At 60.9% G+C, this 13,110-nt stretch carries 13 protein-coding genes; 11 read left to right on the forward strand and 2 right to left on the reverse strand.

The features are described 5' to 3' along the window. The first annotated feature begins 111 nt into the window (after window positions 1-111). The 9 genes from ACO07N_RS25130 (at window position 112) to ACO07N_RS25170 (ending at window position 8,308) form a co-directional block, all read left to right on the forward strand. Entirely contained in the window at window positions 112-1,671 is a 1,560-nt protein-coding gene (locus ACO07N_RS25130; RefSeq protein ID WP_421983619.1) for a helicase HerA-like domain-containing protein, read from the forward strand. A 6-nt stretch (window positions 1,672-1,677) separates the two neighbouring features. Next, entirely contained in the window at window positions 1,678-2,631 is a 954-nt protein-coding gene (locus ACO07N_RS25135; RefSeq protein WP_421983620.1) for a cation transporter, read from the forward strand. A gap of 98 nt (window positions 2,632-2,729) precedes the next feature. Then, window positions 2,730-4,118: a dipeptidase gene (locus tag ACO07N_RS25140; RefSeq protein WP_421983621.1), complete on the forward strand. Its 1,389-nt coding sequence runs from the start codon at window positions 2,730-2,732 to the stop codon at window positions 4,116-4,118. 56 nt (window positions 4,119-4,174) lie between these two features. Beyond that, on the forward strand, window positions 4,175-4,756 hold the full coding sequence (locus ACO07N_RS25145) for a TIGR00730 family Rossman fold protein (protein WP_421983622.1): 582 nt from the start codon (window positions 4,175-4,177) through the stop codon (window positions 4,754-4,756). A gap of 141 nt (window positions 4,757-4,897) precedes the next feature. Next, window positions 4,898-5,491: a DUF1131 family protein gene (locus tag ACO07N_RS25150; protein WP_421983623.1), complete on the forward strand. Its 594-nt coding sequence runs from the start codon at window positions 4,898-4,900 to the stop codon at window positions 5,489-5,491. A 29-nt stretch (window positions 5,492-5,520) separates the two neighbouring features. Further along, the gene (locus ACO07N_RS25155; RefSeq protein WP_421983624.1) at window positions 5,521-5,820 is read left to right on the forward strand and encodes a hypothetical protein; all 300 of its coding nucleotides are present in this window, start codon (window positions 5,521-5,523) and stop codon (window positions 5,818-5,820) included. 35 nt (window positions 5,821-5,855) lie between these two features. Next, entirely contained in the window at window positions 5,856-6,626 is a 771-nt protein-coding gene (locus ACO07N_RS25160; protein ID WP_421983625.1) for a DUF4886 domain-containing protein, read from the forward strand. Between the two features lie 78 nt (window positions 6,627-6,704). Continuing rightward, window positions 6,705-7,703 (forward strand): methylmalonyl Co-A mutase-associated GTPase MeaB, encoded by a 999-nt coding sequence (gene meaB, locus ACO07N_RS25165; protein WP_421983626.1) that lies wholly within the window; start codon window positions 6,705-6,707, stop codon window positions 7,701-7,703. Further along, the gene (locus ACO07N_RS25170) at window positions 7,700-8,308 is read left to right on the forward strand and encodes a peptidase C15 (protein WP_421983627.1); all 609 of its coding nucleotides are present in this window, start codon (window positions 7,700-7,702) and stop codon (window positions 8,306-8,308) included. The genes meaB and ACO07N_RS25170 overlap by 4 nt, the downstream gene beginning before the upstream one ends. 1,032 nt (window positions 8,309-9,340) lie before the next feature. On the opposite strand, the gene ACO07N_RS25175 is transcribed toward ACO07N_RS25170, so the two are convergent. Beyond that, window positions 9,341-9,943, reverse strand: a complete 603-nt coding sequence (locus ACO07N_RS25175; RefSeq protein ID WP_421983628.1) for a TetR/AcrR family transcriptional regulator — start codon at window positions 9,941-9,943, stop codon at window positions 9,341-9,343. Window positions 9,944-10,165: 222 nt separating this feature from the next. On the opposite strand from ACO07N_RS25175, the gene ACO07N_RS25180 reads away from it, so the two are divergent. After that, window positions 10,166-10,639, forward strand: a complete 474-nt coding sequence (locus tag ACO07N_RS25180; protein WP_421983629.1) for a YHS domain-containing (seleno)protein — start codon at window positions 10,166-10,168, stop codon at window positions 10,637-10,639. Window positions 10,640-10,832: 193 nt separating this feature from the next. Further along, window positions 10,833-12,203: a TIGR03808 family TAT-translocated repetitive protein gene (locus ACO07N_RS25185; protein WP_421983630.1), complete on the forward strand. Its 1,371-nt coding sequence runs from the start codon at window positions 10,833-10,835 to the stop codon at window positions 12,201-12,203. 3 nt (window positions 12,204-12,206) lie between these two features. Here ACO07N_RS25185 and ACO07N_RS25190 read toward each other — a convergent pair whose 3' ends face one another. After that, window positions 12,207-13,013, reverse strand: a complete 807-nt coding sequence (locus tag ACO07N_RS25190) for a dimethylarginine dimethylaminohydrolase family protein (RefSeq protein WP_421983631.1) — start codon at window positions 13,011-13,013, stop codon at window positions 12,207-12,209. Window positions 13,014-13,110 lie beyond the last annotated feature (97 nt).

Consider the following 13,110-nt stretch of genomic DNA (forward strand, 5'->3'; position numbering starts at 1 on the left):
CTATCTAAACGCTTTGGGTCCGGCCCGTCGACCGAAACACGAAAGACAGGCGCGCTTTTTCGACAGGGCTTTGTTAGGTTCGACGAAAGCCAGCGAGATTCGGGGGGCGTCGTGAAGGGTACAGACAGCATTTTCATTGGAGCGAGTACGAAGGACGAAACGCTGGCCTTGAAGCTCGCCAACCGCCACGGACTGATCGCCGGGGCCACCGGCACCGGCAAGACCGTGTCGCTCCAGATCCTCGCGGAAGGGTTCTCGAAGGCCGGGGTTCCGGTCTTCTGTGCCGACATCAAGGGAGACCTGTCCGGGCTTGCCGCCGAGGGCGTTAGCAAGGATTTCCTTGAGAAGCGCGCAAGCGACGTCGGCATCGCAGACAGCTACGAATACCAGGCCTTTCCAACCGTCTTCTGGGATCTGCTAGGCAAGCAGGGACATCCGATCCGCACCACGGTGTCGGAAATCGGCCCGCTGCTCCTGTCGCGCCTGCTGGAACTGAATGACACCCAGGAAGGCGTTCTCAACGTCCTGTTCGAACTGGCGGATGACGAGGGGCTGCTGCTGCTCGATCTCAAGGATCTGCGGGCCATGCTTGCCCATGTCGCGGAACGCGCATCGGAACTTTCCACGCTCTACGGGAACGTGTCCAAGGCATCCATCGGCGCGATCCAGCGCAGGCTCCTTGTTCTGGAGCGCCAGGGCGGCGAGAACTTTTTCGGCGAACCGGCTCTCGATATTCGCGACTTCATCCGGACCGCGCCCGACGGCCGGGGCGTCGTCAATATCCTCGCTGCGGACAAGCTGATGACGTCACCCCGGCTCTATGCGGTTTTTCTGCTGTGGCTCCTGTCGGAACTCTTTGAAGAGCTGCCCGAGATCGGTGATCCGAAGAAACCCAAGCTGGTGTTCTTCTTCGACGAGGCACACCTTCTGTTCAGCGGCGCGCCCAAGGCACTGGTCGAAAAGGTCGAGCAGGTTGTCCGCCTGATCCGCTCGAAGGGCGTCGGCGTCTATTTCGTCACCCAGAACCCGCTCGATATCCCCGAAACCGTCCTGGCGCAGCTTGGCAACCGCATCCAGCATGCCCTGCGGGCGTTCACTCCGCGCGACCAGAAAGCCGTCCGCGCAGCGGCCGAAACATTCAGGCCCAATCCGGACCTGAACACCGAGCGCGTCATTACCGAACTCGGTGTCGGCGAGGCCCTCGTCTCGACACTCGAAGGCAAGGGCATTCCCTCGGTGGTCCAGCGGACACTGATCAGGCCGCCCTGTTCACGCCTCGGGCCGCTCAAACAGGCAGAGCGGCGGGCCCTGATCCAGTCGAGCGCCGTTTTCGGCCTTTATGAGCGCGCCAAGGACCGCAAGTCGGCCTACGAGATCCTGATGACCCGTGCCGAGGAGGAACACCGGCAGGAACAGCGCAGCCGCGACCGGGAGGAAAAGCACGCCCGCAAGCACGGCGAACCGCGGCGCTCGCGCTCCGGGTTCCAGCTCCCTGACTTCGGACGGGACGATCGTCCGAAAAAGACAAGCATGGAACGGCGGTCGAAACGCAAAAGCCAGCGGGACACCGTGCTTGAAGCCGGTCTGAAGTCAGCGGCCAGAAGCCTCGGCACGTCCCTTGGGCGCGCCCTCGTTCGCGGACTGATGGGATCGCTCAAACGCGGAAACTGATCACCCATGAAGGACAGCCGGGAGATAGAGCGCCGCGCCTTGGCCGTCGGCAAGTGGTCCAATCTCTTCATGGCGTTTGCCGGCATTCTGACCGCCTGGCTGTCGCGGTCGGACGCCATGCTGGTGGACGGCCTTTATTCCGCAGTCAATTTTGTGTCCGCCATCGCGGCCGCACGGATCGGTGCACGCGTCGGATTGCCGCCGACGAAAAGCCGTCCGTGGGGCCATGACTTCGACGAGGTTCTCTACGTCACGTTTCGCAGCCTGATCCTGATCGGTATACTTGTCTTTGCCGCCATCGTCTCCGGAAACAAGATCTGGACATTCTTCACCGGCGGCGAGGTTCCGGAACTGGTCTTCGGACCGATCGTCTTCTATTCCGTCACGATCGTGCTGATCTGCCTTGCGCTCGCCATCAACTACCACCGGGCCCTCCGGAAAACCGGCAAACGCAGTGCGCTCCTGAAGACCGAGGCACGCGCTGCCCTGATCGACGGCGCGCTGAGCGTCGGCGCAGGTGCTGCCCTGCTCTCCCTACCCTTCCTGGAAGACACGCCCCTCGGCCCCTATGTGCCCATCGGCGACGCGGTCATTGTCGTTGTCCTGATCCTGGCGATAATCTGGCAGCCGCTGTCGTCCTTCCGCGCCACGCTTGCCGATCTCGCCGGCGTCAGCGCACCCGGAAGCACCTACGCAAAAGTTCTGCGTGCCGCCCGCGACCTGTGCCGCGACAAGGGCTATACGCTCCATCGCGCAGCGGTCCCGCAGGCGGGCCGCATGCACTACGCCGCGATCTATCTGGATCCCGCAAAACCTGTTGTTGCGGAAGAGATAGACGGTTTTCAGAGCGAGCTTTCGGAACGGCTGGAGCAATCGCTCGGTCCAACGCGCATAGAGATCATCGTGACCGCACGCAGCGGTTTGCCCTCTTCTCCCCCGCTCCTTCCACAGAAGCAATGAATCCATTTGCGCTTCCGGCAAGCTTGTGGCCTGTTAGGGGCTTCTGACAGGCATGTTGTGCCGGCCACTCCAATCAGTTTCAAATTCGAGGATCCGTCATGAGTTCCATCGACAAGGTCTTGTCGCGTATCGATACCAATTTCGATGCCAGCCTCGGCCGCCTTTTCGAGCTTCTCAAGATCAAGAGCATTTCCACCGATCCCGCTTTCGCCGGCCCGTGCAAGGATGCGGCCGCTTGGCTGGCGGCCGAACTCAACGCAATCGGTATCGAGGCGTCAGTGCGGGAAACGGCGGGCCATCCGATGGTTGTCGGCCATCGCAAATCGGGTAAGCCCGGTCCGCATGTCCTGTTCTACGGTCACTATGACGTGCAGCCTGTCGACCCTCTGGAACTGTGGGAAAACGACCCGTTTGACCCGAGCATCAAGACCCGCGAAGACGGCAGCAAGGTCATCATGGCGCGCGGATCTTCGGACGACAAAGGCCAGTTGATGACCTTCGTCGAGGCGGCCCGCGCCTATATCGAGGAAACGGGCGACCTGCCGGTCGACGTGAGCATTCTGTTCGAAGGCGAGGAAGAATCCGGCTCACCGTCGCTGCAGCCGTTTCTGGAGGCCAACAAGGACGAACTCTCCTGCGACATGGCGCTGGTCTGCGATACAGGCATGTGGGATGCGGAAACACCGGCCATCGGCGTCATGCTGCGCGGCATGGTGGGTGATGAAATCGTGGTCAAGGCGGCTAGCCGCGACCTGCATTCCGGACTTTATGGCGGTTCGGCACAGAACCCGAACCATATCGTCGCCAGCATCATTGCCGGTCTGCATGACGAGAACGGCAAGGTCACGCTGCCCGGGTTTTATGACGGTGTTATCGAACTGCCCGAAGACGTCAGCACCATGTGGGACAACCTCGGGTTTTCCGTGGAAGACTTTCTGGGTGACGTCGGATTGAAGTATCCGCGCGGGGAAAAGGACCGCAAACCCCTTGAGCATCTCTGGTCCCGGCCGACCGTTGAGGTGAATGGCATGTGGGGCGGTTATCAGGGCGCCGGGTCCAAGACCGTGATCCCGGCAAAGGCGCATGCCAAGTTCACGTTCCGGCTGGTTGGCGATCAGGATCCGGACAAGATCCAGGAAGCCTTCCGGGCTTATGTCCGCTCCAAGGTTCCTGCCGATTGCAGCGTTGAATTTACCGCCAAGGAAGGCAGCCCGGCCCTGCGCCTGGACCTGCATATGCCTGCCCTTGAGAAGGGCGAGATTGCACTGAAAAAGGAATGGGGCAAGGAAGCCGCGCTCGTCGGCATGGGCGGGTCCATCCCGATCGTCGGCGATTTCAAGCGCTTTCTCGGCATGGACACGTTGCTGATCGGCTACGGCCTTGAAGACGATCAGATCCATTCCCCGAACGAGAAATACAATCTCACCAGCTTTCACAAGGGAACCCGGTCCTGGGCGCGGGTCCTGGACGAACTGTCGAAAAACTGAAATGGACCCTCGTGTGCGGCTCTGACGGGCTTGCTGAAAGGGCGGACAGGAAAAAGATGAAATCCATATGTGTCTTTTGCGGATCGAGTTTCGGCACGCGCGCGAGCTATGCCGAAACCGCGGTCGAGACGGGCCGCCAGATTGCCGAGCAGGGTTTCCGCCTGGTCTATGGCGGTGCCAAGGTCGGCCTGATGGGCACGGTTGCCGATGCCGCGCTAAACGCCGGCGGCAAGGTCATCGGTGTCCTGCCCCGCGCCCTTGAGGAAAAGGAACTCGCACACGAAGGCCTGGACGAACTTCATCTCGTCGGCTCCATGCACGAGCGCAAGGCCCTGATGGCCGAGCTCTCGGATGCTTTCATTGCCCTGCCGGGCGGGGCCGGCACGCTGGAGGAGATCTTCGAGGTCTGGACCTGGGGACAGTTGGGTTACCACCAGAAGCCTTGCGGTTTCCTGAACGTCGACGGCTACTACGATCAGCTGATCGCCTTTCTGGACCATCAGACACAGGAAGCGTTCACGAAAAAGGCGATGCGGGACATGGTCCAGATCGCGGACACTCCGCAGGCCTTGATTGATCTCTTCAAGAGCTACGAGGCACCGGACACCCCGAAGTGGATCGGCAAGGACGAAACCTGAGATCGTGTGTCCGCATGGCGGGCTGCGCCTGAACTTTCCACAGGCAGGGTCTCTGCAATTGCAAAATTATCCTGAGTTGTTAAACCCTTGTCAGAACTGCGCGCAACGTGCAGCACACATAAACAGTTACGTGCTTGGATGATGGGCTTCAAAACTCCGACCGTTTTCGCGATTCTGTCTTGCCTCGCCGCAAGTGCATGTTCCCCGGCCGGCGACTATGCCGGGACCTCTGGCCGGCTGGTTCAGACGTCCAACGTGACGCTGGTCCAGATCACCGAAGACAATGTCGGCGGCATTACGCCGGACACCAGGTACGGATCCAAATCCATCGAAAGCGCACTGCCCGGCTTCACCACCGAAGGCATTCAGACAGCAGTTGAAAACAAGACCGAATGGGCGCTTGCGGCCTTCAACACGGACGGCTTTCAGGTTCTGCAGGTGTTCAAGGGTTCGAACGGCAAGGTCCGATCGGTGCACGGCGTCACGCATCACCTTCAGGGCCCGAACGGCGAGCGGATCGGCCAGACATTCTCCGATATCGGCACGGCGAGATCGGACTGCCGCGCGGGCAAGAATCTCTGGCGCGGCATGGCGATATGCGAATCGACCGGCCATCCGAATGTGGAACTCGTCTACGCCATTCCCGGATACCAGGGACCGTTTGACCGCCTGCCGCCGTCCAAGGAACTCTTCGACGCCGAACTTCAGCGGATCCTCTGGACCCCGAAGAGCTAGGGTACGTACCCTAGGGTACGGACCCATAAATGAAGCCGATTTGGCGGCACAAATGGCAAAATCTCGCGAGGAAAAGTGTGCAGAGCGGGCTTTATGCCCGGTCAAGCGCGGTGACGCTGCGAGGTAAAGCCATTTTGCCGTCCTTCGGATTTGGTCGCTTTGGCCATCTGCCGCGTCGCGAAAGGCTTGAAAATGAACCACATTTCCTGCGCTTTCGCTCCTCGCAGCTGGTCAAAACGATCCAAACCAAATTGACTTCATTTATGGGTCCGTACCCTAGAGTCAGGCACGAAGATTCTATTTGTCTTTCGTGCAACGAGATCGTCTGATCGCCATAGAAAAACAACGATCCAGGTGCCCGACAGTGCTCAAGTCCGTTTTCCTAGGCGTTTTCGCGCTTTGCGCTTTTCCTTTGCTCTCGCCGGCAGCAGAAGCGTCACCGGGCTCCGACACCGCCACGAAGGTCCTGTTTGTCGGCAACAGCCTGACGCTTCGCAACAACCTGCCTGGCATGCTCAAGGAGATCGCCGCGGCAAAGGGCATCCCGGTCGAGACAAGCACTTCCGCCAGGGGCAGTGCCAGGCTGGCCCATCATTCCGGCGACGCCGGTCTTCTGCAGCTTATGGACGAGACAGCCTGGGACTTCGTGGTCCTGCAGGAACATACCCAGCTTCCCGCGCTCAACGACACCGATGTCGCACGGGACTCCCTTCCCTTCGCCGCGGAACTCGCAACCCGCGCCAGAAAGGTTTCGGCCCAAACGCAGGTCGTCTTCTACATGGGCATGGCGCACCGGGAGGGAGACCAGTTCCACAAGAAAACCATTCCCGCGGTCGGCAGCTACAAGGGCATGCAGGACAGAACCAACGCCGCCTATCGCAAGATGGCACGGCACAACAACGCCATGCTCGCCCCGGTTGGCGAAGTCTGGGCACGCATGCGCGCCGAACATCCCGGCATCGAGCTTTATGTCGATGAACGGCATCCCAGCGTCGCCGGAACCTACCTCGCTGCCTGCGTGTTCTTCACGACGCTGTTTTCGCAGCGGTGCGATGCGGCCTACTATCCCGGGGCGCTCGAGGGAACGGTTGCGGCAACAATTCAACGGGTCTCGAATGCCGCCCTACTGCCATGAGCTGATCCGGTTACCACCCACCGGAATTCGCCAAAAAGGGACCGTGACCTTTCAACTGAGCTGGTTTAAGGCTTGGGCATGACAGCAAAGGCAAAACCGATCGATCCCGCAGCCCTCGCAGCGGATTTGCAAGCCGGCAAACGCGCGGCGCTGGCGCGCGCGATCACGCTTGTGGAATCGAAGAAGGCGGAGCACCGCCACATGGCCCACCAGCTGATCCAGTCCGTCCTGCCATCGACGGGCAAGGCCTTGCGGGTGGGGATCACGGGTGTGCCCGGCGTCGGCAAATCGACGACCATCGATACGCTCGGCTCCAACCTGACCGCCGCGGGCCACAAGGTTGCAGTGCTTGCTGTCGATCCCTCATCCACCCGCACAGGCGGGTCGATCCTGGGCGACAAGACGCGCATGGCACGGCTCGCCGTCGACCGGGCTGCCTATATCCGTCCCTCGCCGTCGGCCGGGACCCTGGGCGGTGTGGCCGCAAAGACCCGCGAAACGATGCTGTTGTGCGAAGCGGCCGGCTTCGACGTGATCCTGGTCGAGACCGTCGGCATAGGCCAGTCGGAAACGACGGTCGCCGACATGGTGGATTTCTTTCTCGTGCTCATGCTTCCGGGCGCAGGCGATGAATTGCAGGGCATCAAGAAAGGTGTGCTGGAAATCGCCGACATGATCGCCGTCAACAAGGCCGACGGCGACGGCGCGTTGCGGGCGCGCTCAGCTGCCTCCGACTACCGTGCTGCGCTGCATATTCTGGCGCCGAAATCCCCCAACTGGACGCCGCCGGTCATCACGGTTTCCGGGCTCGCCAACGAAGGCCTCGACAAGCTTTGGCAGCAGGTTGAACTCTATGGCGAACGCATGCGGGCAAGCGGCGAATGGCAGGAAAAACGCAGCCGCCAACAGGTTGCCTGGATGTGGGACATGCTGCAGCAGCGCATGATGGACGCGCTTCGGACCAACAGGAAGACCGCCGATCGCCTGAAAACACTGGAGGACAGCGTGCGGAACGGGACAACCGCAGTGTCTCTCGCAGTCGACGAATTGTCCGCACTGATGGGTTTGAAGGAATGAAGAACACCGGGAAGACCATCTTGGTCACGGGCTTTTCTCCCTTTCCGGGCGCTCCCGTGAACCCGACCCAGCAACTCATGGCGCGCCTGCCAAGGCGGCTCGGCAAGCATCAGTTCGGCATCGAATTTGTCTTCAAGGTGCTGCCGACCACCTGGGCCGGACGTGAGGAAACAACAGCCGGACTGCGCCGGGAGATCCGCCCCGACGCCATCGTCCATTTCGGTGTCGACGGCACAAGGCGAACGATCAATATCGAGACCCGCGCCGTCAATCGCGCCACGCGTGTCCGTCCGGATGCTGCCGGCGTGTCATTGGCGAAGCCGGAGCTTGACGACGTAAGTGAACGGGCAAGAACATCAGGCCTCCCGGCCCGTGCTCTGCGCGATGCGGCCAGGACCGCAGGTGCGCCTGCAAACCTGTCGACGGATGCGGGCACCTACCTTTGCAATGCGACATTGTGGGATTCCATCGGCTCCGGCATTCCGAGCATCTTCATCCACGTCTCCGCCCTGCCAAAAGGCAGGTTCGATCGCCGGCCCTCTTATCCCGTCATCGAGGAAGCCGCCGTGAGATTGCTGCAGGAAACGGCGCGGCGATTGAAGTAGACGGATGCTAAACGAGCGACCTGCCATCACCACCTCACCGAACTAACGGCAAAAACCTCGCTTGGGCTGCGTATCGTACCCTTCTGATTCTGAGACCGTGTAGCCCGCTGTCTCGTGGGATGGGTCATATACAGGTTGTCATCCCGGTTTGCCACATAGGCGGCAAGACCGGGAACCAGTAATTCGTGCGCATCGCAAATGAGAAAGACGGACAGACAAGAGGTTACTGGATCCCTGCCTTCGCAGGGATGACAAAGGAAATGGTGGCTGCGGTCTTCTGGAAACTCAACAAACCCTGATTTCGTCACCCCGGACGAACGCAGTGAGATCCGGGGCCGGAGAGCCCCGGCTTGCCGATGGGCAACCGAAACACGGGCGGGTCGGTGCTCCCCCGATCCCGGCTCGCGCTTACGCTTGGCCGGGATGACACAGCGGGGCAACCACCGCAGGCGCCGGATGACAGGTGCTTCGTGTTATTCTTGTCATCCCTGCCTTCGCAGGGATGACAGAGGAAATGGTGGCAGCGGTCTTCTGGAAACTCAACAAACCCTGATTTCGTCACCCCGGACGAACGCAGTGAGATCCGGGGCCGGAGAGCCCCGGCTTGCCGATGGGCAACCGAAACACGGGCGGGTCGGTGCTCCCCCGATCCCGGCTCGCGCTTACGCTTGTCGGAATGACGAAAAAACAGAGAGACTCGTCATTCCGGACAAGTGCAGCGCCAGCTGCGCGCTGATCCGGAATCTAGACATATTGCGCGCTGAAAGCGCGACGTCTTCCAGAAACGGAAAGACCCGGGTCCGCTTCGCTCACGCAGATTTCTGGATTCCGGATCAGCGTTCGGCGTCGCCTCACTTGTCCGGAATGACGGTTGGAGAACGTAACACCCAACCTCGTCCAGTTGCTCGCCCTCCTCAGGATGTGCGTCTCTGAAAGGAACAACCACGGGAGAGTCTATCCACTTTGGGCACCTCATCCTGAGGAAGCGCGGACGCGCTGTCTCGAAGGATGGGCCGCGGGCACCGTTGCCGCCTACAGCGTTACGCGCCCCCGGTTCCCCCGCTCCAGCAACCATTCGACCTGCCGGATACAGTCGGCCGCCATCTCCCTGGAAAGACCGGCGCGGCCCAGCACCCTGAGGCCGAAATAGGCGGAGAGGATCCCCCTCGCCGTCTCGCGGGCATCCCTCTCCTGAAGCTGATCATCGTCTTGCAGCGCCCTGTAGAAGGCGTTCTCCAGGCGGTGAACCATGGCCTGCAGCTTGTCTTCCGCTTCTCCCCCTTCCGCCGCCTTGTCGATCAGAGCATTGCAGAGAAAACAGCCGAGCCGGTCGCCATCCTGCTCCACCGCCTGTGCCACTTTTGCGAAGAGACCGAGAATACGCGTCCGACCTGAGCCCTCCGCCGGATTGGTCAGGTAGCCCACCGTTCCGCTGATGACCTTGTCGTTGTAGCGGTCCAGCGTGGCCAGGTAGATCGACTGCTTGTCCTGAAAGGCCTTGTAGAAAGACCCCTTGGTGATCTCCATGGCCGCCAGCAGTTCCGTGAGCGAAGCTTCCTCATAGCCGACATCCCAGAAAAGGCCCATCGCCTTGTCCATGGCCTCGTCGGCATCAAATTCGCGCGGTCTTGCCATTTGTCATCCTCGCCCGGCATTCACGAACACATCACCGGGACCTCACACGCTTGTGTTTTGTACCGATCGGTTCCGAACCTTATCTTCAGGTCACCGGCACGGCGTTGGGCACCTCTGCCTTATTAGGAACCGAATGGTACCGAAAAAGTCCCTTCAGAGCAAACGCGCCGTGCCGGTCCGCATTCAATGCCTGAATTCAGGCCGACTTCTGGGAGTTTTGATATGTTTAAGAACCTGATCCGCGGCTCCGTCGCTGCACTTGTCGTCGTCTCCGGTCTCGTCTCCAGCGCCTTTGCGGCAGGTTTCGATGTGAACGCAACCGTAACCGGCCTGGCGCTGCGCGGCGTCGATCCCGTTTCCTACTTCACCAATGGCGCTCCGCAGGACGGCGACTTCTCAATCACCGAAGTCCACAACGGTGCGACCTACCGCTTCGTTTCAGAGGAAAACCGTGACCTGTTCAAGCAGAACCCGGAAAAATACCTTCCCGCCTATGGCGGTTTCTGCGCATTCGGCACGGCTATGGGCGTCAAGGTCGATGGTGACCCTGATCTCTGGAAAATCGTGGACGGCAAGCTGTACCTGAACCTGTCCCAGAGCATCCAGGAGCGCTGGAACAAGGACATCCCGGGTTTCGTGAAGTCCGCTGACGACAACTGGACCCAGATTGAAAACACCGACCCGAGCGAACTCTGATCGGTCTTCTGCCCCTAAAAGACTGATCCAGACCGGCCGGGATTTTTCCCGGCCGGTTTTTTTGTCGCCCTGGCAGTCCTGTCGCAAGCGCGCACGCGGGATCACGGGCGATCCGGCACAGCCTTTGCTGATTAACGGGTGAAACCCCGATCCGCATCCCATCCCGGGACGCTTTCAGCAGGTGGCATTGCAAATGACACGCGAACTTTCAAATCCGAGCCGCAGGATGTTTCTTGCCGGGACAGCCCTGTGCCTTTCCGGGACAGCCGCTGCGGCACAGATGAATATCGCTGATCTGCGCGGATCGATCGATTCGGCTGACCTCGGTCTCGTTCCCAATGCATCGGACGATCAGACGGTCCAGTTCCAGAATGCCGTGAATCGGGCTGTCGAACGCGGCAGAGCCCTGTTTCTGCCGGCAGGCACCTATCCGGTTGCCAATCTGAGATTGCCGTCCGGAACGCTGATCGTCGGTGTTCCCGGAAGAACCCGCCTCGTCTACCAGGGCGGCGGTGGACAGCTAATACGCGCCGAAGGTGTCAGCAATATCGGCCTTCAGGGTCTGACATTCGACGGCGCGAACCGCTCGATCGGCGATTTTACCGAAGGCCTGCTGCATTTCGTCGGCGTCCGCAACCTTGCGATAGACAATTGCGACATAGCCGGATCGTCGAAGATGGGCCTCGTTCTCGACAGATGTTCGGGACGGGTCGAGAACTCGCGGGTTTACGGGGCCGCTGAAGCCGGCATCCGCTCAAACGAAGCCGACGGTCTTGCAATCACTGGCAACACGGTCACCGACTGCGCCAACGGTGGCATCTGGATCCATCGCTGGCGCGAGGGCGAAGACGGAACGATTGTCTCGGGCAACCGGATCGAACGCATCGGCGCGCGCTATGGCGGCACGGGTCAGTTCGGCAACGGCATCAACGTGTTCCGCGCGAGCGGTGTGCTGATTTCGAACAACCGCATCACGGATTGTGCCTTCTCCGCGATCCGCTCGAACACCGGGTCGAACGTTCAGATCCAGGGCAATTCGTGCCTCAGGTCCGGCGAGTGCGCGATCTATTCGGAATTCAACTTCCAGGGCGCGATCATTGCCAACAACATCGTCGATGGCGGGACGACTGGCATCTCGATTGCCAATTTCATGGATGGTGGCCGTCTTTCGGTCTGCTCCGGCAACCTCATCCGCAACATTTCCGAAGTCGGCCCCTACCCGCCCGAGGTTTCCGGTTTCGGCATCGGCATCGCTGCCGAAGCCGACACCACCCTGACCGGCAACGTCATCGAAGGTGCCCCGCGTTTCGGGATGCTGCTCGGCTGGGGACCCTACATGCGCAACATTGCGGCATCCCAGAACATTCTGCGCGACTGCGGCACCGGAATTGCGGTCACCGTGGTCGATGGCGCCGGTGCCGCCGCCATCACGAACAACATCGTGCAGGGCTCGAAAATCGGCGCCATCAAGGGCTACCGCTGGCTTGAACCGGCAACCGGCGAACTCAACGACGCCTCCCGCTACGCCAATCTCACGGTGACGGGCAACCAGGTCAGCGCCTGATGCTCAGCCTCCGGGCAAGGCAAAGCGGAGCGACAGGCAGGACAGCCCGCCGTCGATCTTGCGCGCTTCGTGGGTCGGCAACAGCACCGTCTTGAAACCTGCAGCCTGAATGGCGGCGTGCGTCTGTGGATAGCCTTCCGGCACCAACACGACATCGTTCACGCGGATCACGTTGGCGGCGTACTCCTCGCGATCCGCCACGACCACCGTTTTCCGGCCACCGAAGAACCCGCTTTCGGCCATGACCCGGGTCGCCAGGATGACGTTGTCGCCGAGCGTCGAGCAGGCGGTCTTGAAATGCAGCACCCCGTCCGGCGTTTCGCAGACTTCCGCCATGTATCCCCAATTCGCAAGAACACCTGCAAAGGCCTCTGCTCCCGCGCGGTTGGTGCGGGCGGACAGACCGATCAGAACGACATCATCCAGCATCAGGATATCGCCGCCGTCGACGCACCCGTGCCCGGGCAAGTCGACGACCGTGTCGAACCGGTTTTCAAGTGCCGGCCTGATCGCTGCACCTTCCGCCTCGCGGCTTTGAGTGCCCGGACGCAGCCGGATCGCCCCTTCCGGCAGACAGAAGGCCGGGTCTTCTACAAAACAACTGTCCGGAAACTCCTCCAGGGCGGGCAGCACATCGACCGTGAGCCCGGCCCCTTGCAGCGCCTTGACATAAAGGTCATGCTCCCGGCGGAACGTTTCGGCATCCGGATCGCCGCTGTCGACCGCCCGGATCCCCTTTGAAACACTGTTGGACGGTGTGCGCGTAATCGCGTGCGTGAAGCGATGGGACAACCCTGGCCGATGCGCCATGAAACTACTCCGGTGAAAAATGTCTGGGCCTGAAACAGTCATCAGAGAGGCGAACTTAGCGGACGCGCCGCGGCTAAAACAATGCCTGGATCGCGCC

It is taken from the genome of Roseibium sp., assembly GCF_965229775.1.
GTDB lineage: Bacteria > Pseudomonadota > Alphaproteobacteria > Rhizobiales > Stappiaceae > Roseibium.

Excerpts from the sequence above, each read along its gene's own strand:
- ACO07N_RS25135 (WP_421983620.1), top strand. The coding sequence starts at position 1,678 with ATGAAGGACAGCCGGGAGATAGAGCGCCGCGCCTTGGCCGTCGGCAAG.
- ACO07N_RS25140 (WP_421983621.1), top strand. The coding sequence starts at position 2,730 with ATGAGTTCCATCGACAAGGTCTTGTCGCGTATCGATACCAATTTCGAT.
- ACO07N_RS25145 (WP_421983622.1), top strand. The coding sequence starts at position 4,175 with ATGAAATCCATATGTGTCTTTTGCGGATCGAGTTTCGGCACGCGCGCG.
- ACO07N_RS25150 (WP_421983623.1), top strand. The coding sequence starts at position 4,898 with ATGGGCTTCAAAACTCCGACCGTTTTCGCGATTCTGTCTTGCCTCGCC.
- ACO07N_RS25155 (WP_421983624.1), top strand. The coding sequence starts at position 5,521 with ATGAAGCCGATTTGGCGGCACAAATGGCAAAATCTCGCGAGGAAAAGT.
- meaB (WP_421983626.1), top strand. The coding sequence starts at position 6,705 with ATGACAGCAAAGGCAAAACCGATCGATCCCGCAGCCCTCGCAGCGGAT.
- ACO07N_RS25170 (WP_421983627.1), top strand. The coding sequence starts at position 7,700 with ATGAAGAACACCGGGAAGACCATCTTGGTCACGGGCTTTTCTCCCTTT.
- ACO07N_RS25175 (WP_421983628.1), bottom strand. The coding sequence starts at position 9,943 with ATGGCAAGACCGCGCGAATTTGATGCCGACGAGGCCATGGACAAGGCG.
- ACO07N_RS25180 (WP_421983629.1), top strand. The coding sequence starts at position 10,166 with ATGTTTAAGAACCTGATCCGCGGCTCCGTCGCTGCACTTGTCGTCGTC.
- ACO07N_RS25185 (WP_421983630.1), top strand. The coding sequence starts at position 10,833 with ATGACACGCGAACTTTCAAATCCGAGCCGCAGGATGTTTCTTGCCGGG.
- ACO07N_RS25190 (WP_421983631.1), bottom strand. The coding sequence starts at position 13,013 with ATGGCGCATCGGCCAGGGTTGTCCCATCGCTTCACGCACGCGATTACG.